The organism is Chryseobacterium sp. GVT01B (assembly GCF_019970045.1).
Classification (GTDB): Bacteria; Bacteroidota; Bacteroidia; order Flavobacteriales; family Weeksellaceae; genus Chryseobacterium.
This window is the reverse complement of record NZ_JAHXYI010000007.1, coordinates 194,848-217,611: the sequence shown is the minus strand read 5'-3', so window position 1 is coordinate 217,611 and position 22,764 is coordinate 194,848. Positions and strand designations below refer to the sequence as shown.

Annotated in this window: 20 protein-coding genes and 3 tRNA genes; 10 read left to right on the top strand and 13 right to left on the bottom strand. The window is 35.7% G+C overall.

The genetic code is table 11. The annotated features are described in order from the left end of the window. Window positions 1–13: 13 nt before the first annotated feature. Window positions 14–784: a glycogen/starch synthase gene (locus LC457_RS18275; protein WP_149835216.1), complete on the bottom strand. Its 771-nt coding sequence runs from the start codon at window positions 782–784 to the stop codon at window positions 14–16. Between the two features lie 171 nt (window positions 785–955). On the opposite strand from LC457_RS18275, the gene panC reads away from it, so the two are divergent. Further along, a complete protein-coding gene (gene panC / locus LC457_RS18270) occupies window positions 956–1,804 on the top strand; it encodes a pantoate--beta-alanine ligase (protein ID WP_223601146.1) in 849 nt (282 codons plus the stop codon). A 222-nt stretch (window positions 1,805–2,026) separates the two neighbouring features. On the opposite strand, the gene LC457_RS18265 is transcribed toward panC, so the two are convergent. The 3 genes from LC457_RS18265 to LC457_RS18255 form a co-directional block, all read right to left on the bottom strand. Further along, window positions 2,027–2,099: transfer RNA gene (locus LC457_RS18265), tRNA-Lys, on the bottom strand. 55 nt (window positions 2,100–2,154) lie between these two features. Next, a tRNA-Leu gene (locus LC457_RS18260) sits at window positions 2,155–2,237 on the bottom strand. A 36-nt stretch (window positions 2,238–2,273) separates the two neighbouring features. Beyond that, window positions 2,274–2,346: transfer RNA gene (locus LC457_RS18255), tRNA-Lys, on the bottom strand. Between the two features lie 115 nt (window positions 2,347–2,461). Here LC457_RS18255 and LC457_RS18250 point away from each other — a divergent pair. Continuing rightward, window positions 2,462–2,977 (top strand): shikimate kinase, encoded by a 516-nt coding sequence (locus tag LC457_RS18250; protein ID WP_047377852.1) that lies wholly within the window; start codon window positions 2,462–2,464, stop codon window positions 2,975–2,977. A gap of 17 nt (window positions 2,978–2,994) precedes the next feature. On the opposite strand, the gene LC457_RS18245 is transcribed toward LC457_RS18250, so the two are convergent. Next, entirely contained in the window at window positions 2,995–3,432 is a 438-nt protein-coding gene (locus LC457_RS18245; protein ID WP_213278173.1) for an RNA-binding S4 domain-containing protein, read from the bottom strand. Window positions 3,433–3,487: 55 nt separating this feature from the next. On the opposite strand from LC457_RS18245, the gene LC457_RS18240 reads away from it, so the two are divergent. After that, complete coding sequence (locus tag LC457_RS18240) at window positions 3,488–4,267, top strand: hypothetical protein (protein WP_223601145.1); 780 nt, start codon at window positions 3,488–3,490, stop codon at window positions 4,265–4,267. 64 nt (window positions 4,268–4,331) lie between these two features. On the opposite strand, the gene LC457_RS18235 is transcribed toward LC457_RS18240, so the two are convergent. The 5 genes from LC457_RS18235 to LC457_RS18215 all read right to left on the bottom strand — a co-directional run bounded on the left by LC457_RS18235 (window position 4,332) and on the right by LC457_RS18215 (window position 11,098). After that, window positions 4,332–5,849: an FMN-binding glutamate synthase family protein gene (locus tag LC457_RS18235; protein WP_223601144.1), complete on the bottom strand. Its 1,518-nt coding sequence runs from the start codon at window positions 5,847–5,849 to the stop codon at window positions 4,332–4,334. A gap of 54 nt (window positions 5,850–5,903) precedes the next feature. Continuing rightward, window positions 5,904–7,250, bottom strand: coding sequence for a tRNA (N(6)-L-threonylcarbamoyladenosine(37)-C(2))-methylthiotransferase MtaB (mtaB, locus tag LC457_RS18230; protein ID WP_223601143.1), 1,347 nt, complete (start codon window positions 7,248–7,250; stop codon window positions 5,904–5,906). 66 nt (window positions 7,251–7,316) lie between these two features. Beyond that, complete coding sequence (locus tag LC457_RS18225) at window positions 7,317–7,907, bottom strand: DUF1572 family protein (protein WP_223601142.1); 591 nt, start codon at window positions 7,905–7,907, stop codon at window positions 7,317–7,319. 88 nt (window positions 7,908–7,995) lie between these two features. Further along, the gene (locus LC457_RS18220; protein WP_223601141.1) at window positions 7,996–10,098 is read right to left on the bottom strand and encodes a T9SS type B sorting domain-containing protein; all 2,103 of its coding nucleotides are present in this window, start codon (window positions 10,096–10,098) and stop codon (window positions 7,996–7,998) included. Between the two features lie 202 nt (window positions 10,099–10,300). Next, window positions 10,301–11,098, bottom strand: coding sequence for a hypothetical protein (locus LC457_RS18215; protein WP_223601140.1), 798 nt, complete (start codon window positions 11,096–11,098; stop codon window positions 10,301–10,303). A gap of 204 nt (window positions 11,099–11,302) precedes the next feature. Between LC457_RS18215 and glgP the strand changes: the two genes are divergently transcribed. Next, the gene (gene glgP, locus LC457_RS18210; RefSeq protein WP_213278168.1) at window positions 11,303–12,967 is read left to right on the top strand and encodes an alpha-glucan family phosphorylase; all 1,665 of its coding nucleotides are present in this window, start codon (window positions 11,303–11,305) and stop codon (window positions 12,965–12,967) included. Window positions 12,968–13,027: 60 nt separating this feature from the next. On the opposite strand, the gene LC457_RS18205 is transcribed toward glgP, so the two are convergent. Together LC457_RS18205 and LC457_RS18200 are read right to left on the bottom strand one after the other, a co-directional pair. Then, window positions 13,028–13,216, bottom strand: a complete 189-nt coding sequence (locus LC457_RS18205; protein WP_223601139.1) for a DUF6496 domain-containing protein — start codon at window positions 13,214–13,216, stop codon at window positions 13,028–13,030. Window positions 13,217–13,228: 12 nt separating this feature from the next. Then, on the bottom strand, window positions 13,229–13,702 hold the full coding sequence (locus LC457_RS18200; protein ID WP_223601138.1) for a hypothetical protein: 474 nt from the start codon (window positions 13,700–13,702) through the stop codon (window positions 13,229–13,231). A gap of 180 nt (window positions 13,703–13,882) precedes the next feature. On the opposite strand from LC457_RS18200, the gene LC457_RS18195 reads away from it, so the two are divergent. Further along, window positions 13,883–16,012 carry a S9 family peptidase gene (locus tag LC457_RS18195; protein ID WP_223601137.1) on the top strand — a complete coding sequence of 710 codons (2,130 nt, stop codon included), beginning with the start codon at window positions 13,883–13,885 and terminating at the stop codon, window positions 16,010–16,012. Window positions 16,013–16,068: 56 nt separating this feature from the next. Here LC457_RS18195 and LC457_RS18190 read toward each other — a convergent pair whose 3' ends face one another. Continuing rightward, a complete protein-coding gene (locus LC457_RS18190) occupies window positions 16,069–16,893 on the bottom strand; it encodes a GLPGLI family protein (protein ID WP_223601136.1) in 825 nt (274 codons plus the stop codon). Between the two features lie 142 nt (window positions 16,894–17,035). Here LC457_RS18190 and LC457_RS18185 point away from each other — a divergent pair, with 142 nt between their 5' ends. The 5 genes from LC457_RS18185 to LC457_RS18170 all read left to right on the top strand — a co-directional run bounded on the left by LC457_RS18185 (window position 17,036) and on the right by LC457_RS18170 (window position 22,728). Next, window positions 17,036–18,691 carry a peptide MFS transporter gene (locus tag LC457_RS18185; RefSeq protein ID WP_223601135.1) on the top strand — a complete coding sequence of 552 codons (1,656 nt, stop codon included), beginning with the start codon at window positions 17,036–17,038 and terminating at the stop codon, window positions 18,689–18,691. Window positions 18,692–18,823: 132 nt separating this feature from the next. Continuing rightward, window positions 18,824–20,578 (top strand): peptide MFS transporter, encoded by a 1,755-nt coding sequence (locus tag LC457_RS18180; RefSeq protein ID WP_223601134.1) that lies wholly within the window; start codon window positions 18,824–18,826, stop codon window positions 20,576–20,578. 59 nt (window positions 20,579–20,637) lie between these two features. Next, complete coding sequence (locus tag LC457_RS18175; protein ID WP_223601133.1) at window positions 20,638–21,072, top strand: DUF1016 N-terminal domain-containing protein; 435 nt, start codon at window positions 20,638–20,640, stop codon at window positions 21,070–21,072. After that, window positions 21,065–21,193, top strand: a complete 129-nt coding sequence (locus tag LC457_RS23430) for a hypothetical protein (RefSeq protein ID WP_262904091.1) — start codon at window positions 21,065–21,067, stop codon at window positions 21,191–21,193. Before LC457_RS18175 ends, LC457_RS23430 begins: the two co-directional genes overlap by 8 nt. Before the next feature lie 23 nt (window positions 21,194–21,216). Continuing rightward, entirely contained in the window at window positions 21,217–22,728 is a 1,512-nt protein-coding gene (locus LC457_RS18170; RefSeq protein ID WP_223601132.1) for a peptide MFS transporter, read from the top strand. Window positions 22,729–22,764 lie beyond the last annotated feature (36 nt).

Sequence of the window (22,764 nt, the reverse complement as noted above, 5' to 3'; positions counted from 1 at the left end):
TAAAAATGTGTTTTTAATAAAGTTGATTTATAGAATCTATGTCAAGATATTCCGACTTCTCGGTAGTAGTTTCGTTGAAAGCCTTATCCAGGTCTTCATCCAGAAACTCGTCACCTTTCACAACAGCGTTTACATAGTTCATACTTTCGATAACAAAGCTTTTAATTGTTGGGTTATCTAACGCTTTTAATCCTGAAATATTATCAAACTGTAGTTTTTCGTCGATCTTTTTATCCAAATCAGCATCCTTCTCATTATACAGAGAAAGTACAATTTTCGCGTCTTTGAAATAAGTATCTGATTCGTAGTAAGTTTTAAGATAAATTGGAACAAAAGAAGCCATCCATCCATTTAAATGAATGATATCCGGCACCCAGTTTAGCTTCTTAATCGTCTCAATAACTCCTCTGGCAAAGAAAATCGCTCTTTCGTCATTGTCTTCGAAAGGATTTCCTTCATCGTCAAAATAGTATTGTTTTCTTTTGAAGTATTCTTCGTTGTCAATAAAGTAAACCTGAAGTCTTTCCCCCGGAAGAGACGCTACTTTAATGATCAGAGGCTGGTCCAGGTCATTGATGATAATATTCATTCCTGAAAGACGGATTACCTCATGAAGCTGGAATTTCCTCTCACTTATTTGTCCAAATCTTGGCATAAAAACTCTTACATCATTGCCTTCTTGGTGCATCTTAAGTGCCATTTTGTTTACCACTGCAGCCATATTTGTATCTTCCTGATATGGATACATCTCTGTAGTAATGTACAGTATTTTTTGATTCGGCATAAACTTTCTATCTAATTTTTGTAAAAATGCTTTAATGTGCAAAATTACAAAAAAACATCCAACATTATTTTAATTAACATTTTTTTACGAAAATTCCCTTTTCCAAATTATTAAAAGTGCATATTATTATGCGATATTTTTAGTATTTTTGAAATAGCATTAAAATAAACTATGGAAGTTATAAAAAACAGGAAAGTCCTTCAGGATTTCATTGAAAGACAGAAAGAAATGGGGAAAAGAATTGGCTTTGCACCTACAATGGGCGCTTTACATAAGGGCCATCTTTCTCTGTATGAAGAGGCAAGAAAAGAAAATGACCTTGTTATTTCTTCAATTTTTGTAAATCCAACCCAGTTCAATAATTCTGAAGATCTTGAAAAATACCCAAGAGATGTTAACAGAGATATTCTTATTCTTCAAACTTCAGGTCTTGTAGATGCCGTTTACATTCCTGAGGTAGCAGATATCTACCCTGAGAAAACTGAAAGCCAGCGCTATGATTTTGATGGATTGGAAAATGAGATGGAAGGAAAATCCAGACCTGGACATTTTGACGGTGTAGGAACCGTTGTAGAAGAGCTTTTCAGACAGATACAGCCTGACAATGCTTATTTTGGAGAAAAAGACTTTCAGCAGCTTGCTATTATTAAAAAAATGGTAGATAAAAAGCATCTTCCTGTTAAGATATCAGGAGTTCCAATCTACAGAGCAGAAAACGGACTGGCATTAAGCTCAAGAAACCAGAGACTTCATGCAGACCGAAAAGAAGCTTCTAAAGTCATTTATGAGACTTTAAAAAAAGTAAACGACTGGTTCAGAACCGTTAGCATACCGGAAATAAAGGAAAGAGTAACAGATATTTTTGACAATCAGCAGGGAATGAAGCTGGAATACTTCCTGATTGCCGATGAAAATACCCTACAGGAAACTGATTTCTTCTATAAAGACAGAAAATTCAGAGCATTCATTGTTGTGGTGGTAGATGGTGTAAGATTAATTGACAATATGCATTTAGATTAATACGACAAGAAAACATATTTTTTATAAGATAAAAACTCTGATGTTGTCATCAGAGTTTTTTTGATTTATTATAATAAAACCCAATCATTTCAGATATGTCTGGTATTGTTAAATTTATTTATTACGTAGAATACAAAAAATCAAAGGCCTCCTGAAGGAAGCCTTTGAAACACCAAATCACAAAATATTAATATGAAAAAAATTTACTTTTCAGTAAACTTGTGACCCGGCTGGGATTCGAACCCAGGACCCATACATTAAAAGTGTATTGCTCTACCAGCTGAGCTACCGAGTCGGCCACAATTAAAATGAAATAAATTTCAATATTAATTATAAATTTTTCTTTGCAGTGCCTGCGACTGGACTCGAACCAGCACATCCTTAGGAAACCACCCCCTCAAGATGGCGTGTCTACCAATTTCACCACGCAGGCAATAAAATTACAAAATCCAGTAATTTTTATTGCTTGTGACCCGGCTGGGATTCGAACCCAGGACCCATACATTAAAAGTGTATTGCTCTACCAGCTGAGCTACCGAGTCGGTCACTTACTCATCAAGTTTTCATTTAAGTAATGTCCCTTGTTTTAAGTGGTGCAAAGATATGACTTTTTTCTTTATCTCAAAACTTTTTCGCAAATTTGTTTAAAAAAAATTCATGGTAATTTCATTGATCGGATACATGGGGAGCGGCAAATCTCACATTTCCAAAATATTAAGCGAAAAAATCGATTTTAAATTGATTGATCTCGATAAAGAGATTTCCAGAAGAAACAAATTAACCATCCCGGAAATTTTTGAAAAGAAGGGTGAGATTTACTTTAGAAAGCTGGAAAGAGAGGCCTTGGAAGAGATATTGGCTTCGGAAGAAAATGTAGTTTTAAGTCTTGGTGGAGGAACTCCTGTTTATTACAATAATATGGAGATCATCAATCATAATTCCAAAAGTGTTTTTTTAAGAAGCTCTGTAGGAACATTGGTTGAAAGGCTTTCAAAACAGAAAGAAAAAAGGCCGTTGATTGCCAATATATCTGATGAAGACCTCCCGGAATTCATTGCTAAACATTTATTTGAAAGAAATCAGTTTTACAGTAAAGCACAATTCACTGTAGGTACAGATTCCAGAGAACCGGAAGATATTGTCAACGAAATAATAGAAAAGCTCTATCTCTAGAGCTTTTTTATTTTATATTAATCTTCGTTTTCTTCCCCATTATCTGTCTCTCCAAAGAAATCATCCCAGTCTGTAAAATCAGAATCAATGTCGTTACCTACATAATCATCCATTTCCCTTCTGTCTTTCTTCGTAGGTCTTCCTTCTCCTTTGTTTCTGTAATAGTCTTGTGACATTTTACGAAGTTTCAACAGTTCATACTGTTCTTTATCCGTTACGTCCTGAATATGAAGAGGCACCAATTTGGCTCCTATCCTGCTTTTAGGAATCTGAATTACTTTTATTTTATAATCAATCTGATTCTTACGGATTTTAATAGTATCTCCTTCTTTTACCTCTTTAGATGACTTTACGGCAGACGTTCCTATAGAAACTCTGTTCTTTTTAATCTCCTCTGCTGCAATACTTCTCGTCTTATAAAAACGAATGCTCCATAAAAATTTATCTATTCTCATATTTTTTTATACTTTTGCCGTTATATTATTTGTAAAGTAATTAAAGTTTTTTGAAATGAAAAAAATATTTTTATATATCCTTGCAGGATCTTTGTGTTTTTCCGCCTGTAAAAAAGATGATACGACAGAACCTTATGTAGAGCCGGAAGACATTACAACACAAAACACATATGATGATCAAGCCATTAAAAAATTGATGGATGAAAATTATCTGGATGCACAAGGTAATATAAAAGCTTTCAGTTCTACGGATACTGCGGATGATAATGAAAAAAAATTATCTGAACTGAATCCCGTAACACTTCCTTCAGGAACTATCTATATTATCAGAAATGGAGCACAACCTCCTGCTAACCCCACTCCTCCTTATGAATCTACAATCAAAGATGATGATATTATCAAAATCATGGGAAGAACTTACTCTTATCTGGCTGTTAATTCTGACGGAAACACATCATTCACGTCAAAAGCCGCGTTTTTAAATACCATTGACGGAACAGGTATTCCTGTTATCGACCCAATGTTTTATTATGTGAAGAAATCAATATTAGAGGCTGGTACAACTGATGCTGCAAAAAAAGCAAAATATTACCAGATTCCTGGTTTCAGAGAAGCTTTACAAAAGTTCAAAGCATTCAATAATCCTTCTAGCGAGGCTCCTTATAACTTACAAGGAGTAATTATTGTTCCTTCCAGAGCTGCTTTTGCTAGAAACCCTCATTATCCTTACTTAAATACTTCTTACAGAAATAAATCTTTTGTATTCAACTTTCAGATTTATGGAAGAGAGGACAGACCAAGTGGTGAGAAACAAACAACAGAACAACAACAATAAAAAATATTCATACAATAAAAAACACCGTCTTAATGGCGGTGTTTTTTGTTATACTTAATGTGGATTACGATCTTGCCTTCTGCTTCACATTTCCTAAAATATCCGGGAAATAAAGATCTGCAAGGTGGTCAAACTCATCTCCTCTCATAAACATGGTAGCATCTACTTCTTCATAAGAACTTCTTCCTGCAGCAGCAATCAGTTCATTGCATGTATGAAGCGTGTTTTTATGGAAGTGATATACTCTTTCTGCTTTATCCGTTACTTCAAGCCCCTTAATAAGCATTTTATCTTGGGTAGCAACTCCTGTAGGGCAGTTGTTTGTATTACATCTCAACGCCTGAATACATCCCAGAGAGAACATAAATCCTCTTGCATTGTTACACATATCTGCACCCATCGAAATTGCTCTCAGAATATCCAGACTGGTAAGAACTTTTCCGCTGGCAATCACTCTTAGTTTGTTTCTTACATTATAGTTATTAAGCGTTCTGTTGACAAATATCAAAGCTGGTTCCAATGGCATCCCTACTCCATCTGAGAATTCCGGCGGTGCAGCTCCTGTTCCTCCTTCCGCTCCGTCTATGGTAATAAAGTCCGGATAAATTTTCAAAACATTCATTTGAACGCAGATATCTTCAAATTCTTTGGTATCTCCGATACAAAGCTTGAATCCTACAGGCTTTCCTCCTGAAAGTTCTCTCAGCTGCTGTACAAACCTCAGCAATCCTGCTGCATCAGAGAATGAGGTATGTGATGGTGGTGAAATAACAGTCATTCCAGGCGTTACGTGACGGATCGCTGCAATTTCCGGAGTGTTTTTTACACCCGGTAGAACTCCACCATGCCCTGGTTTTGCCCCTTGTGATAGTTTGATCTCAATCATTTTCACATTAGGAAGAGTTGAATATTTTTCAAAAAGCTCCGGATTGAACTTTCCTTCTTCATCACGACATCCAAAGTACCCTGTTCCGATCTGCCAGCATAAATCACCTCCTTCCATATGGTGTGGCGAAATTCCTCCTTCTCCTGTATTGTGATAAAAATTTCCTTTTTTGGCACCTCTGTTCAGGGAGATCTGAGCTCTGTCACTCAATGCCCCGAAACTCATGGCTGAGATATTAAATAATGAAGCGTGGTAAGGCTGTGTACACTGTTCTCCTCCTACCCATACTCTAGGAAGCTCTTCTGATGGTGATTTTGCATAAATAGAATGCTTGATCCCTTCATATTTTCTGTGATTAACTTCCAGCTGTGTACCAAAAGCTACGGTATCACTTAAATTTTTTGCACGTCTGTATACTGCAGAACGCTGATTTCTTGGAAACGGTTTCCCGTCTGTCTCCCTTTCAATAAAGTACTGCTGCATTTCAGGTGAAATACTCTCGAAAAAATACCTGAAGTATCCCAATACAGGAAAGTTCCTCAAAATAGCATGTTTCGATTGGTAAGCATTGTATACACCTAATGCATAAATTGCGGATAACAGCGTTGGTATCCAATAATGCGCTCTGATCAGTATTGCTATAATCCATGTAGCAATTACTAATACAATTCCCCAAGATAAAAACTTATCTCTCATGAATGTAGTATTTAAAAGTTTAAAAATAAATTTAGTAGAATTTTAGCAAAGAGCCTACGCTTTTGCTAAAAAATTTTGGTAAGAAGATTGCACAGAAACCGTGCCATCTGACAGGATTTTTTCTAAATTTAGAAATTCGATTTGATTTACGGATGCAGGATCAAAGTCTTTCTGGACTCTCACATAGTTTTCTGTGAAGCCAAACATTTTCCCGTCTTTATTTTCGTGCTCCCAAAGAACTGGAAGCGATTTTCCAAGTTGTGTCTGATAAAATGCCATTTTCTTCTTTTCAGATAGAATTCTAAGCATTTTATTACGTTTTTTTCTTTCAGCTACCGGAACAATACCTTCCATGGCAGCAGCTTCCGTATTTTCTCTTTCAGAATAGGTAAATACGTGAAGATAAGTAATAGGAAGTTCATTAAGGAAATTATAGGTTTCCATAAATATCTCCTCTGTTTCACCCGGGAAACCTACAATAACATCTACACCAATAGCCGCATCAGGCATTACCTCACGGATTTTGTTGACTCTGTCATTGTATAGTTTTGTCAGATAACGGCGTTTCATCTTTTTCAGGAGATCATCACTTCCGGACTGTAACGGGATATGAAAATGCGGAACAAAGCTTTTACTTTTAGAAACCAGTTCGATACTTTCATCTTTCAAAAGGTTGGGTTCAATAGAAGATATACGGATTCTTTCAATCCCTTCTACTTTATCAAGTTCCGAAATAAGATCAAGGAAAGTATGTTCGTGTCTTTTATTTCCGAATTCACCTTTACCATAATCACCGATATTCACACCTGTAAGAACAATTTCTTTGATGTCTTTTGCAGCAATTTCTGTGGCGTTTCTGAGAACATTTTCAATAGTATCAGAACGTGAAATTCCTCTTGCTAACGGGATCGTACAGTATGTACATTTATAGTCACAGCCATCCTGTACTTTCAGGAAAGCTCTGGTTCTGTCACCAATAGAATAACTTCCGATAAAGAAGTCTGTTTCTTCAATTTCACATGAGTGCACTACTCCTTCATTCTCAGATTTCTCCAAATCATCAAGGTAGCTCAGAATATTGAATTTTTCTTTCGCTCCTAAAACAAGATCAACACCTTCAATTTGGGAAATTTCTTCTGGTTTCAATTGTGCATAACATCCAACAATAACAACCAGTCCTTCCGGATTGGCTTTCATGGCTCTTTTTACATGCAGTTTACACTCACGGTCAGCATTTTCTGTCACCGAACATGTATTGATAACATACACGTTTGCTTTTTCATCAAAACTTACCTTATCATAACCTGCATCTGTTAATTGACGGGCAATAGTAGATGTTTCCGCAAAATTTAATTTGCAGCCAAGTGTATGAAACGCGGCAGTTCTATGAAAAGTAGACATTTGTTACTCCTGAATTTTATGGGTGCAAAGATAGTAATTTTAATAAGAATCCAAGATTGATTCAATCTATTGTTTATATTCATCCCTTACTTCAGGGCTGTTTTGAAAGCAGACGGGTGATGAATTGGTATCTGGTTCACTATTTAAAAATTTGCTTTTCATTTCTGTATTAAACTCCTGAGAACGGTTTCTGGCAATAGACAGTGTATTCCAATCTTCATTTTTTATCATTTTCGCGATATAAACAATCTGACCAATATGATAAGGATAGTGAGCTAACTGGCGGAGAACAGCATCAATAACAGGGTGAGCTTCCCCTCTGATATAAGTTGTTGAGTAAAGGTTGTCATCATTTATCTTTTCAAGGGCATCAAAAAAACATTCCCAGCCTTTTTCCCAAAAATCCAGCACCTGTTCTTTAGTAGTAAATGTATTGACAAACTCTCCGTCACGGTTACGCCATGACTTCTCTCCATCTTCAGTAAGAAAATTAGTCCATCTTGAAAGCATATTTCCTGCAATATGTTTCACAATGACGGCAATAGAATTACTTTCATCATTATACTGCCAGAACATCTGTTCCTCAGAAAGCTGGTCAAATGTTTTATCTCCCAGGGATTTATAATATTCAAAACGTTTTACAAACAGGTCTTTCATTTTTTCTATTTTGATACCTAATTTAAAAACTTTTAAAAATAAAAACCACTTCAAATGAAGTGGTTTTATCTATGTATTATATTTATTGTTATTCTCTGTTTTTTACCAATACCCAACCTGTAAATTTGATTGCTGTATTATTTTTATCATTTTCATTCCATGTGATAGAATACCAGTATGTTCCGGTAGGCACTCTTCTTCCGCCCTGTGTACCATCCCATTTATAACCATTTGATCTGTCAGCCTGGAATATTTTGTTTCCGTAACGGTCAAAAATATTCATAATAAGGTTTTGTTTATTGCCTAATGCTGAATAATCAATCACATCGTTCACTCCATCAGCATTTGGGGTAATCACGTTGACCAAATTAGGTACAACCACTCCTATTTCTATGGGATCGCAATCGTAAGCGTCTTTTACGTAAACTTTATGATCTCCTCTTGAAAGATTATTAAATACATTAGAGTCCTGCCAGATAATATTGTCTATTGAATATTTATACGCCGGATTTCCTCCTGTTACTGAAACTGTAATTGTATTATTTGAGATATCAATTCCGGAAACAACCGGCTGTTCGGAAGGAAGTACTTTTACTGTTTGTGTAGCAATACATTCTCCTGTTTTAAGTTTTACCCAATATACTCCAATTCCTGCTTTGATCGTTTGGGTAGTGGCACCCGTGTTCCATTCGTAGCTTTTGAATCCTGGCCCAGCATCCAGTGTCGTCTGATCTTCTGCACAAATAGTTACATCTTTAAGTTTATCAGAATATACCGGAGCAATAACAACTAAAGTAATTCTGGCTATTGCATAACATCCCTGAGCATTGGAAACTCTTACATATACAAATCCATTAGGAGCAATATAATTATTAGCATTCAGAATTTCATTGGTCTGATTGACAGCATCGGTCAATGAAGGATAATATTTCTTGGTCGGATTGGTCTGGCCGGTTACTGAAGCATTAACAAGATTGAAAGATGCAGTAGATGGATTGCCCTCGATGAAGCATGATCTCAGTGTCACTTCATTCACCACCACTACCGGATAAAACTTCAAGGTGATCTGTGCCACCGCAGTACAGCCAAATTCTGAGATGACTTTTACATAAACCATCCCTTCTGCAGATACAAATGCCATAGGAGTAGTAATCTCATTGATACCGGCATTGAGATCCGACATCGTATGATAGTATTTTTTAGTGACATTCGGGTTTCCAATAACATCTGCTGTGGTTAAATCAAATAAAGCTGTACCTGCATTATTATTGTTACATTCGGTTAATGTTACATTTTTAACTGTAATGGAACCGTCTTTGAATTTAAACGTTCCAACCTGCTTACACTTATTAAGCGGATTGCTGGCATTAGTTGGATCGGTATAATTGATACTGTAATAATAAACAGTGGTTGTATTTACTGTGATTGGAGCCGTAATAGGATTATTCCCCGTTAAAGCATCATTCTGGCTCAGATGATAACTTACATTAAAGTTTTGATTTCCATTGAGAATTCCTGCAGACAATGTAGAAAAATCAAACAGAGCTGTACTTGAACAGATTACCACTTCTCTCGGATCGGCAGGGTTAGCTGCAGGAATTCCAGGAGGTGTAAATGGTTGTGTCTGAATATTAGGGTCTGTAAATGGTGAAGCCAGTGTAGCAGTTCCACCCCATGTCAAAGAAAACGGAGCCGTTGTAGAACTGGTACTGCTTACCCAGTTATCAATAAACAAGTAATACGTCTGTCCTGGCAAAACATCCATATATCTGCAATAGGGTGTCAGAGAACCTCCGGCAGCACTCAGAAGAGTACTTGTCATATTTAATCCTGTAGCCGGGCCAGGCCCGATAACGGTTGCAGCATTACAACGTATGGGTGAACCTAAGCTTCCACAGTTTACATTAGGACCAAAAATAGCCCAGTCATAATCGGCATCCGGATTATTCGGAACCAGATCAAAAGTAAGGGTACCTCCGGTAGCAATCGTAATTTTATACCAAATGGAATTATGCTCTCCGGTGAAGTCTATACAACTTCCTGAGTTTACCAATTCTTTTATATTACCATATCCTGTAGGACTGTAAGTGATATTTGAGTTTCCGCAGACGGATAATGCGGTAGCACAATCTGCCTGAGAATAATAAGTATGAGAGATGCACAGAAGTATGAAAAGTAAAAGTTTTCTCATAGATTACATGTTTTTATGGTTTATTAGTTATACATCATATTGATATTCAACGTACACCAAATATACCCATATTTTAATTACAAACAATAAAATCTATATAATTTTAAACTATTTCAAATTAAAACACGAAATAATTTAAAATAGTTCACACAAACACAATTTAAAGCACGAAATACCTAAACACAAGAAAACACCAGAAATTTTATTTTATACTGGTAATATTCCCACACAGATTTTCAAGATGAAATATTTTATGGAAAGGACTTTTCACCTCTGTCAAATGTTCTTTATCCTGAATAAAGGTATATCTTGAAGCAATAGAATTCATATCTGAAACAATCACCAGCCAGCATTCATCCACCGAGGTATCGTAGTAAGGAAATTTTTCATTTTTCTTTTCAATGAGTTCAAGAATTTTTTCCGAGCAGAGTTCATCAAAAAGGTTCATGTTGTATTCATGAGTAATAAAGACATTTCTTCGATGAAAAGATTTCCTTATGCTTTTTACACAGCCCACAGGTTTGTTTTTTTTGATGCTTTTATAAATATTAATGATATTTTCCTGCTGTGCTTCAAGATGATCAAATTTAGTTGCCGGATGGAATTCTAAAAAATAAACACCACGATATTTCGTAGTGTCTTCCTGTTCTAATAATATTTCTGCCTGACGGAACATTTTATTCAAAGTGCTTTCCACTTTCTTCATTTCCAGATGATTGATTACTTCAGTCAGTTCTATTCCGATTTTTTTGTCGTTTAACTTTGCGATAAAGTCCGGGCTCTCGCAGGTAAGGTTTTCAAATTTCACTTCGGGGAAGTGATGCATAAAAGAATTAAGAAGCAGAATCTCGGATTTCTTTCTGTATTTTTCACGGTCATGAAGCGGAGATTCGTCTATGGTACGGTGATACTTCTCCATGGGCTTTTTTTTCAAATGCCTGTTCAGGTAATATAAACTCAGATTCTTTATCAGATCTTCCTCAGAAAACGTCTTTTTCATGTGTGATTTTTTTATTTAATTAAGAACACATGCAGCCATGGGCTTTCATCGTTAAAAGTTTTTGATAATCAAAAATTTACACACTTAAAGGTAAGTAAAAAAACAATTCGATGCTTAGTTTTAAAATTAATTTATCTGTTAATTAATGTAAAGTTTATTTTCATAATTAATACCTTTGTCTTTTTCTAACACAAACGCACATTTATGGATTTTAGGAATTTCAGAATACCCTACAATATCAATCCTCAATATTCCAAAAAAACCGCCTATTTCTCGATGGAATTTGCTCTTGAGCAGGTACTTAAAATATATTCGGGAGGACTTGGCTTTCTGGCCGGATCTCATATGAGAAGCGCCTATAATCTTAAACAAGATCTTATAGGAATTGGAATTCTATGGAAGTTTGGTTATTATGACCAGGCAAGAAATCATGATCAGACTTTACAGCCTGTATGGACGAGAAAAATGTACAGCTTTCTGGAAGACACCGGAATAAAATTTCAAATCGAGATCCACAGTGCTCCGGTTTGGGTAAAAGTATGGTACCTTGATCCTGAAACGTTCAATACGGCACCTATGTTTTTTCTTTCCACAGATGTTCCGGAAAACGATCATGTTTCCAAAACAATCTGTCACAAATTATATGATGCCAATGAATCTACCAAGCTTGCCCAATATATTTTATTAGGAAAAGGAGGTGCCAAACTATTAGATGAATTGAATATTGAAAGAGATGTTTACCATCTTAATGAAGCTCACGGGCTTCCGGCAGCCTTTTATCTGTTGAAAAAATATAACGGAGACCTTAATAAAGTTAAGGAAAAACTGGTTTTCACAACACATACGCCTGAAGAAGCAGGAAATGAAAAACATAGTTTCAGATTATGTTATGATATGTCCTATTTCTCCGGCTACAGCATGGAAGAAGTAAAAAAGATTGAAGGTTCCAATGATGACCGCTTCAATCATTCCCTTTGTGCATTAAGGATGGCCAGAATTGCCAACGGCGTTTCTCAGCTTCATGGTGTGGTTTCCAGAGCCATGTGGAATAAATATTCTGACATCTGTGAAATTACGTCTATCACTAACGCACAGGAATTTAAATATTGGTCTGATAAACCTTTATACAACGCTAAAGATGAAAATGATGCCACCGTTTTTGACTACCGTAAAAAGTATTTGAAGAAAAAGCTTTTCAGTATCGTTGCGGATCAAACGGGAAATTTATTTAACCCTAATATTTTTACCATTGTCTGGGCAAGAAGATTTGCGGGCTACAAAAGGGCGGAACTTCTTCTGCATGATAAAGAAAGATTCTACAGACTTCTTAACAACCCGAAATATCCGGTACAGATCATTTGGGCAGGAAAACCTTATCCAATGGACTATTCCGCCATTTCCACATTCAATACTCTGGTTGAGGAAAGTAAAAATCATAAAAGTATGGCTGTTCTTACAGGATATGAACTTAGTTTAAGTAAATCTTTAAAACAAGGTTCGGATCTATGGCTTAACAACCCCAGAGTTCCAAGGGAAGCTTCAGGAACTTCCGGTATGACCGCTGCTATGAACGGTTCTGTGAATTTATCTACCGATGATGGGTGGATCCCGGAATTTGCCAAACATAGAGAAAATTCTTTCGTTGTCCCGAAAGCTGATTATATGAACATGAGCATCTATGAACAGGACAACTATGATTTAAACAAATTATATGAAATCCTTGAAAACGAAATTCTTCCGACCTATTACGATCATCCTGATGAATGGAGAAAAATCCAGCACAATGCAATGAATGATGTGAAAGATCATTTCAACAGCGACAGGATGGCAGATGAGTACTACAAAGTGCTTTATAATGAAACGAAATAGAGAAAATTTTCACTTCTCATAAAAAAAGCCCGGAAAATTTCCGGGCTTTTCTTTATAGGTTTATTTACTTTTTTTCTTTGTTGGTACTTTAAGACCCTTTTCTCTGGCTTCAGAAATGCCGATGGCTACGGCTTGCTTTCTGCTTGTAACTTTCTTTCCGGAAGAAGATTTCAGTTTTCCTTCCTTGAATTCGTGCATAACTTTTCCTACTTTGTCCTGAGCTTTTTCTGAATATTTAGTCTTGCTCATGATTTGATTTTTTTAAGATTTTGGCAGGGAAACCCCTATTTCATAAACGCAGGCATGTTTCAAATACTTTGAACGCTCTCTTGATGTTACCGATTCAAAATGATCATTTTTGATCACAATGATCGGGTCTTCCGCATTTTCAATTTCAAAATTGGCAAAATATCTTTCATCGGGTGGAGATTGCTGTTGTCTAGCTTTTATTTTTTGCAACTCATCCGCATATTTTCTGAATCCAGGATCTGAGGAATGAATAAATTTGTATTCATCGCCTGCATCCACATGGTAATGAATTTTTTTCTCTATCAAACCTGCTTCATCAGTAATTTCGGGATTATCATTCCCGTCTCTAAACACCACTTCTACCAATGTTCCTCCTTTTTTGTGGGCGCATTCTTCTGCGTCATTAAAACTGGAAAAACCTGTATAAACAATCTGGTCGTTTAATACATAACGGTTCAGTTTCTGGTTGTATGCATTCGTTTCCATAATTATCATTTGATTTGATTTATAGTTATTATATATTCAATTTTTTTGCCAAATTGTCTTTTTTTAAAAATTTCATTATTGAATATTATTAGAGTACGAAAAGGATATCAAATCCTGATTTTGCATTTTATATGGTTATATAAGTAAGAATTATTAAATTTGGAATCATTAAAATTGAAAATGAAAAAACTCCTATTAACTCTTACCGTTGCTGCTGTATTCCAAAATGTATCGGCACAGGAAATTACTTTAGATAAAATATATTCAGGATACTACCGTGGAAAAGGGATCGCAGGAATCACTTCCATGAAAAACGGTGAAAATTATCTTGTGATTGAACCTTCAGGAATTGCAAAATATTCTTATAAAACTTCACAGAAGGAAGGAAATCTTGTGGACGGAAGATTTGAAAGCTATATTTTTTCTGATGATGAATCTAAAATCCTTTTACAGACAGGCAGCCAGCCTATTTACAGACATTCTTTCCTTGGAAAATTCGATGTAAAAGATTTAAAATCCGGAAAAGTAATCAGTCTGAATGAAGGTAAAACAGTTCAGGAGCCTACATTTTCACCGGATGCAACAAAAGTGGCATTCATTTCTGACAACAACTTGTTCTATCAGGATCTTGCTTCAGGAAAAATCACGCAGATTACTACTGATGGTAAAAAGAATTCAATACTGAATGGTTTGGCAGATTGGGTTTATGAAGAAGAATTCGGACATGCAAGACAGTATGAATGGACCAAGAATTCTGATGCCATCGTATTTGTAAAATCTGACGAAGGACAAGTACCGGAAATCTATATTCCTATCTACGGAAAAAGTCTTTATCCGGCTGAAATGCGCTATAAATATCCAAAAGCAGGTGAGAAAAACTCTGTTGTTTCCGCACAGCTATACCGTCTTGATAACGGAAAAACAATGCAACTAAACTTAGGTTCTTTCAAAAACTATTACATTCCGAATGTATTCCAGACTGCAAAAGCAGATGAAATTGTTTTAATTACTTCTGAGAGAATTCAGAATGCTTCGGATATTTTAAAGGTAAATACCAAAACAGGAGCTGTTCAGAAATTATTTACTGAAACGGATGACAAATGGATCGATACAGACAGCCCTACTCTTGAGTTTCTTGAGGATGATTCTTTCCTTTGGGCTTCTGAGAGAGACGGAAACCGCCACCTTTACTGGTATGACAAAGATGGTAAGCTTAAAAAGCAGATCACAAAAGGAAACTGGGAAGTAACAGATTATTATGGATTCAATCCAAAATCGAAAGAAATTTACGTTCAAACTACCGAAAAAGGGAGTATCAACAAGGTTATTTCCAAAGTAAATATTGAAAACGGAAAATCTCAGCTGATCTCCAATGCAGAAGGAAATAACTCTGCTAATTTCAGCAAGAACTATAATTATTTCATTGAAACCTCTTCTACAGCAGCAAAACCTTACACTTACGTTTTAAAAGACGGGAACGGGAAAGCAGTAAAAGAACTTCAGAACAACAATGATCAGTTACAGAAATTAAAAACGGATAATTTTGTTGAAAAAGAATTCATCACCATTCCGAATGCGGTAGGTGATCAGATGAATGCCTGGATCATGAAGCCTAAAAACTTTGATCCGAATAAAAAATATCCTTTATTTATGTTCCAATATTCCGGGCCAGGATCTCAGCAGGTTGCTAATTCATGGGATAACGGAAATGCAATGTGGTTCAACCATCTTGTACAAAAAGGATATATTGTAGCTTGTGTAGACGGTCGTGGAACGGGTTACAAAGGAGCAAAGTACAAGAAAGTAACCTATATGAATTTAGGGAAATATGAAATTGAGGATCAGATCACTGCGGCAAAGTGGTTTGGAAACCAATCTTATGTTGACAAAAGCAGAATTGGAATGTTCGGATGGAGTTTCGGTGGATATATGACCAGTCTGGCAATGACTAAAGGAGCAGATGTTTTCAAAATGGGAATTGCTGTAGCACCGGTAACCAACTGGAGATATTATGACTCTGTATATACGGAAAGATTTATGAGAACTCCTCAGGAAAATGCTGATGGATATGATAAAAACTCTCCTACAGAATATGCAAACTTATTGAAAGGTAAATTCCTTTTGATTCACGGAACTGCTGATGACAACGTTCACTTCCAGAACTCTATGGAATTCTCCGAAGCTTTAATTCAAAATAAAAAACAGTTTGATTTCATGGCTTATCCGGATAAAAACCACGGAATCTATGGTGGACAGACAAGACCTCAGTTGTATCAGAAAATGACTGATTTCATATTGAATAATTTATAAACAGTATATTATATCTAATAAAAAAAACCTTTCAAAAGTTTGAAAGGTTTTTTTATTTAAGGGTATTTTACAGCTTTATCCAGTTCTATTGGATTATTAAAAGACTTTATTTTTTTTCTTTCATTGGCCTCAGCGGGTTTCAACTGTTCTTTGGTGAGAATGGTACCGTCTTCAAGTTGCAACTTCTTTCCTTCAGGTAAAACAAGTCTTCCATTCATTATATATTTAAAAGGACTATCATATAATTCCAGTTTCAATTTATCCAGCTTGGCCTGATTAACGGGAATTGCTCTGGAAATAGAGTTTTCTAGCGAAACCTGTTTATAATCCTCTACAATTTTTTCGCTTTTTATGACCTTGAAATGGTAATCTTCCTTTGTGTCATACAACTCTACAATGAGCCCTGGTAATCCATTAAATTTATAAGGGCCATAAGGAATGGGGATATCCTTAGAAAACCATGCTACCCAACTTCTTCCCCCAAATTGTGTTGTTGCCTTTTGAAGGTGAAGTTCATCAGCTATCTTGATACTATCTGTAATTTTCCAGTTCTGTTCCGCCTTCTCATCAATTTTATAAAAATTCACATCTCCTATATATTCATAGTTTTGGTATTCATTACTATTATTTTTTTTAATCAGAAATGAAGTCTGTTTATACCCTTTAAATCCATATTGATTTTTAGTCGCAAATATTGAATCATTGATATAGTATATTCTATTATAATATTTCATTTCATCTTTAGAGATATCCAGATTAAAATTTTCTTTAATAAGATTTTTTGAGGTGGAATCTTTCTTTGATACAACATCATACACAAATCTGTTGCTTTGAGCAAAACAGGTAAATGTTCCCAATAATAAAAATAATAGCTTTTTCATAGTTTAATTGGGTCAATTTAAAAAACTTTATGTCTCAGTCAAAGCGATTTTATATTTATTTCATTAATCATTTAGACAAGTATTATTTATTTTATCAATTAAAATTAAAAACTTATTTTTGGGAAATTTGAAAATTGAATATATGAAGACTAAACATCCTAAAGGGCTGCCCTTCCTCTTTTTCACAGAGATGTGGGAGCGTTTCGGGTATTACCTGATTCTTGGAATCTTTGTTCTGTATGTTATTGAGCCTACGGGTATGAAAGGCGGACTTGGACTTCCGGATAAAACTGCTGATGATATTTTCGGAACTTATATTGCCTTAACTTATCTGACTCCCTTTATTGGTGGGTTCCTGGCAGACAGAGTTTTAGGATATATTAAATCTATTTATCTGGGAGGTTTTTTAATGGCCGCCGGATATATAGGAATGGGTGTGTTTAAAGATTTACCTCTGTTTTATGCTTCACTGGCGCTAATTATTATAGGAAATGGTTTCTTTAAGCCTACAATCTCAACGCTATTAGGAAATCTTTATTCTGAAGAACCTTATAAAGCTAATAAAGACTCCGGGTATAATATTTTCTATATGGGAATCAATATCGGAGCATTTATCTGTAACATTATTGCTGCATTTATGCGTAATAAATTTGGCTGGGGTGAAGCTTTTATCACTGCGGGAGTGGGAATGCTTATCGGTATGGTGATTTTTACCATCGGAAGAAAGCATTATATCCATGCTGCACAAATGAAACCTGTACAGGAAGGAGATACAAAACTTTCGGAAATCATGCTTAAAGTATTTGTTCCTGCCATTATTGCCGGAGCAATAGGTTGGTTTGTTCCTAACAATATTTTTGGAAGTGACAGTACAGATGCCTTTATATTTGCTTGTATACCTGTTATTTACTTTTACGCCTCTCTTTACTTTAAGGCTAAACCTGATGAAAAAGCCTCTATCGGAGCATTACTTTCTGTATTCCTGATCAGTATGTTCTTCTGGGCTGTTTTCAAACAGAATGGAACTGCTTTGACAAGATGGGCCAATTATTACACAGACAGAAGTGTTCCTGCTTCTCTTGAAAAGCCGTTGGAAGGTATTTATATGGTGGAAGGTAAGAGCTATGAAAACAAAGAAACTCCAGTTTATGACAACCAGTTCAGATCTCAAAAGGATGACAAAGGAGAGACGAAGAAAGAAATGGGCAAAGATGTTTATTTTAAAAACATATCTCCTGAACAACGCGCTACCCTTGAGAAAAATCCTGAAAATAAAGTTTATCTGTACAATACAGAATTATTTCAATCTATCAATCCGTTCTGGGTTATAGCATTGACACCAGTGATTGTTGGGTTCTGGGCATTGTTGAGAAGAAGAGGAAAAGAGCCTTTAACCCCTACTAAGATTGTTTTAGGATTATTTATTTCCGGACTTTCCTGTCTTGTAATGGTTTTAGCAGTAATGGCAGGAGATAACGGAGCCGTAAAAGTATCCCCTCTATGGCTTGTTGCCAGCTACGGAGTAATTACTATCGGGGAATTATGTTTGTCTCCTATGGGACTTTCATTCGTTTCAAAACTTTCGCCTGCAAGGATTACCGCATTGATGATGGGAGGTTTCTTTCTGGCCAACTCTGTGGGAAATAAACTTTCAGGAATCCTGGCAAGTACGTGGTATAATTACGAAAACAAGACGAATTATTTCCTTGTAAACTTCGGTTTGTTAATATTTGCTACACTTTTGGGTCTTTCTATGTTAAAAAGACTGAACAAAATTATGAAGGAAAAAGGACATTAATCATTGATATTATAAAGATTAGCAAGCTGCGGAATAGTCCCGCAGCTTTTTTATTTAAAAATAAAATTAAAACCTTGCCAAAAACCCAAAATAAACTATATTTGTCAGTCTTAACAAAAATTAACAATAGAAATGGATAATATTGAAGCATTGAGTCCGAAACCGGATGAATTTGTAGAGAATAAGAATTCCAGGCATCCTAAAGGATTATGGGTTCTTTTCGGAACAGAAATGTGGGAGCGTTTCAACTTTTATGGAATGAGAGCACTTTTGACGCTCTTCATGGTAAATTCCTTATTAATAAAAGAAGCTGATGCTGCAATCATCTATGGTGGATTTCTAGCGTTATGTTATTTAACACCTCTTTTGGGAGGATTTATTGCTGATAAGTATATCGGAAACAGATTTGCGATCATCATTGGGGGATCGCTAATGGCTATTGGCCAGTTCTTGTTATTTATCAGTGCTTCAACTTTCTCAGCAGACATTGGAAGTGCTAAACTGATTATGTGGCTGGCATTATTCGTTATCATTTTTGGTAATGGATTCTTCAAACCGAATATCTCCTCAATGGTAGGAAGTCTTTATCCAAAACAGGAAAAATCTAAACTGGATTCAGCTTTCACCATTTTCTATATGGGTATCAACATCGGGGCATTCTTAGGTCAGTTTATCTGTCCATATGTAGGAGATGTAAAAGATGCTGCAACCGGAGTAAGAGATATCTTCGCTTTCAAATGGGGATTCTTAGCTGCTTCTATTGCGATGGTAATAGGAACAATAACATTCTTTATCCTTAAAAACAAATATGTAGTTACTCCGGAAGGAAGACCTATCGGAGGATTACCAAAAAACAATACAAGTGCAGATTTTGAAGAAGGAGAAACACAGACTGCTAAATTCTCAGGTACATTCTTAGGAATTACTGTAGCTATATTTGTTGTTCTATTCTTTGTATTCAGATATTTACTGGTAGGAGAACTTGGGTTTAACTCAGTGGAAATGGGACAAATGATCAAGGGAATTATTTATCCTTTTATCTATTCAGCAGGTATTTCTCTTGCCTTCCTGATTATGTCTTCTGCAGAAAACAAAGTTGAAAGACAAAGAATCTGGGTAATCTATATTGTATCATTCTTTATTATTTTCTTCTGGGCTGCATTCGAGCAGGCAGGATCTTCATTAACATTTATCGCAGATAACCAAACAGACAGAAACATTTTCGGATGGAATATGCCTCCTTCAATGGTTCAGATTTTCAACGGAATTTTCGTAGTTCTTTTGGCTGTTCCTTTCAGTTTGTGTTGGGATAAACTGAGAGCAAAAGGAAAAGAGCCTGTGTCTCCGTTCAAACAAGCAATGGGATTGGCATTAATTGCTCTTTCTTATTTCATCATTGCACACAATGTAAAAGATCTTGGAAACTCAGGATTATTAGCAATCAAATGGTTAATGCTTTTATACTTCATCCAGACTTGTGGTGAGCTGTGTCTTTCTCCAATTGGTTTATCATTGGTTGGAAAACTTGCTCCAAAAAGATTTGCTTCATTACTATATGGTGTTTTCTTCATTTCTAACGCAGCTGGTTATGCATTAGCTGGTTCATTAGGAGCACTTATCCCTGCAACAGGTGATAAATTCAAGAAAGCTGAAGAACTGGGTGTTAATCTACAGGATGTATTAGATAAAAAAGTAACTTTAACTGCGGATCAGGTAGCTGCTTTTGATAAAGCTCAGCTTCCATTACATAACCCTACTTTTGTAGGATTTGAAATTCACAATCTATTTGAATTCTTCATGGTATTCGTAGTACTTTGTGGTATTGCATCTGTAATTTTAGGTTTAATTTCACCTATCTTAAAGAAAATGATGCACGGTGTAAACTAGCTGCATTAACAAAATATGAATAAAACCTCTGCTAAGTCAGAGGTTTTTTTTATTTTCGTATGATGGAAATTTCCGAAGATTCTTTATTCCAATCCGTAAAGGAAATCATTAGACAGTCGCGCGAAAAAGTTTTTCGGATAGCGAATTCTACTCTACTGCTTACCTACTGGCAGATTGGAAAACTTATTGTTGAAGATGAACAACAAGGAAAAGAACGGGCAGAATATGGAAAATATACGCTCAAAAGACTTTCTCAGAAGCTTACCTTAGAATTTGGAAAAGGTTTTGATTATACCAACTTATCCAATATGCGAAAGTTTTACACAGCGTTTCCAATTGTTGACACATTGTCTCAACAATTGAGTTGGTCACATTACAGATTACTTTCAATTCAGGATAATAAAGACAAAAGACATTATTATCTAAATGAATCCGTACAAAATAACTGGAACTACAGAGATCTCAAAAGACAAATCAATTTCCATTTTGAATGATAAAAACAATTTATTTGCCAGCAAGTACCTGCTGTACCTCCCAAAAGAAGAAGAATTAAAACAAATTATTGATCAGGACAGAATCCGTTTTGAACTGGATCAGAAAGATAAAAACCCTTAATTAGAACTTAATCATATATCATTATGAGCTTAACTTTAGATGAAATACAAAATTTCAAAGGAAAATATCCCAGACAGATCTGGAGCCTTTTTTTCTCTGAAATGTGGGAACGTTTCTGTTTCTACGGAATGCGTGGAATGCTGGTCTTCTTTATGATCTCACAGCTTAATTTCCATGAAAAAGAAGCCAACCTTCAATATGGCGCCACCCAGGCCTTCGTATATGCCTTTACTTTTGTAGGAGGTCTTTTTGCCGATAAAATTTTAGGATTCAGAAAATCTCTGTTCTGGGGAGGTCTCCTTATGATCGTAGGAAGTTTAATTCTTGCTACAGATCCCCATAAATTCTTTTTCCTCGGAATAGCATTCACCGTAGTAGGGACAGGTTTCTTTAAACCTAATATTTCATCTATGGTGGGACAACTTTATAAACCTAATGATTCAAGAGCTGATGCAGGTTTTTCGCTTTTTTATGCGGGAATTAATCTTGGAGCATTGTTAGGTGGTTATTTGTGTATTGCTATTGGTAAAGGAGAATTCCTAGGCAATATTATTGCAGAAGAAATGAGATGGCATATTGCTTTCGGATTAGCTTCAATAGTAATGGTGGTCAGCCTGATTAACTTTGTATTTACACAAAGAACATTAGGTACTATCGGTTTACAGCCTGGACATCCTTTAGCAGAAACAAAGGCGGCTCCAATTCCAAAATGGAAAGAATACGGAGTATATGTTTTGTCATTGGTTTTTGTACCTATTATTATGACAATGGTTGCTAAAACAGAATATACAGATTATTTCATGTGGACAATCGGCCCATTGACCCTAATCTATTTATTCTATGAAATGTCTAAAGTAACTGCTTCGGAACGCAAAAAGCTTTGGGCAGCACTCGTTTTCATTATATTTTCAATCATATTCTGGGGAATCTATGAACAAAGTGGAGGTTCTTTAAGCATTTTTGCCGCTAAAAACCTGAACAAAGATCTTTTCGGACTAGACCCGAATGGTGTGAATAACTCCGGAGGAGCTTTCTTTATTATTTTCCTTGCTCCATTGATCGGACTTCTTTGGATCTGGCTTAATAAGAGAAAAATTGAACCTAATACTATTATTAAATTCGGATTAGGATTTATTTTCCTGGGATTAGGGTACTATGTTCTATTTGCTACCCGATTATTTGCAGACCTTCAAGGAGTTACTTCATTGAACTTCTTTACTCTGGCATTATTAATCATTACCCTCGGGGAATTATGCCTCTCTCCTATCGGATTGTCTATTATGACGAAGCTTTCTACTAAAAATCTTCAGGGAATGATGATGGGAATGTGGTTCCTTGCTTCTGCTTATGGGCAGTATGTTGCAGGGATTATCGGAGCCAGCCTTGCTACCTCAAAAGAAGGGTCTACCAACTATGATGCTTTGATCACTTATACTGATGGATATAAACAATTGGGATTATACGCGGTAATTGCCGGAGTGGTATTAATTTTGATATCTCCGTACGTGAAAAAATTAATGCAAGATGTAAAATAGAAAATAAGTAATTATGCTTATTTTTACCTAAATATC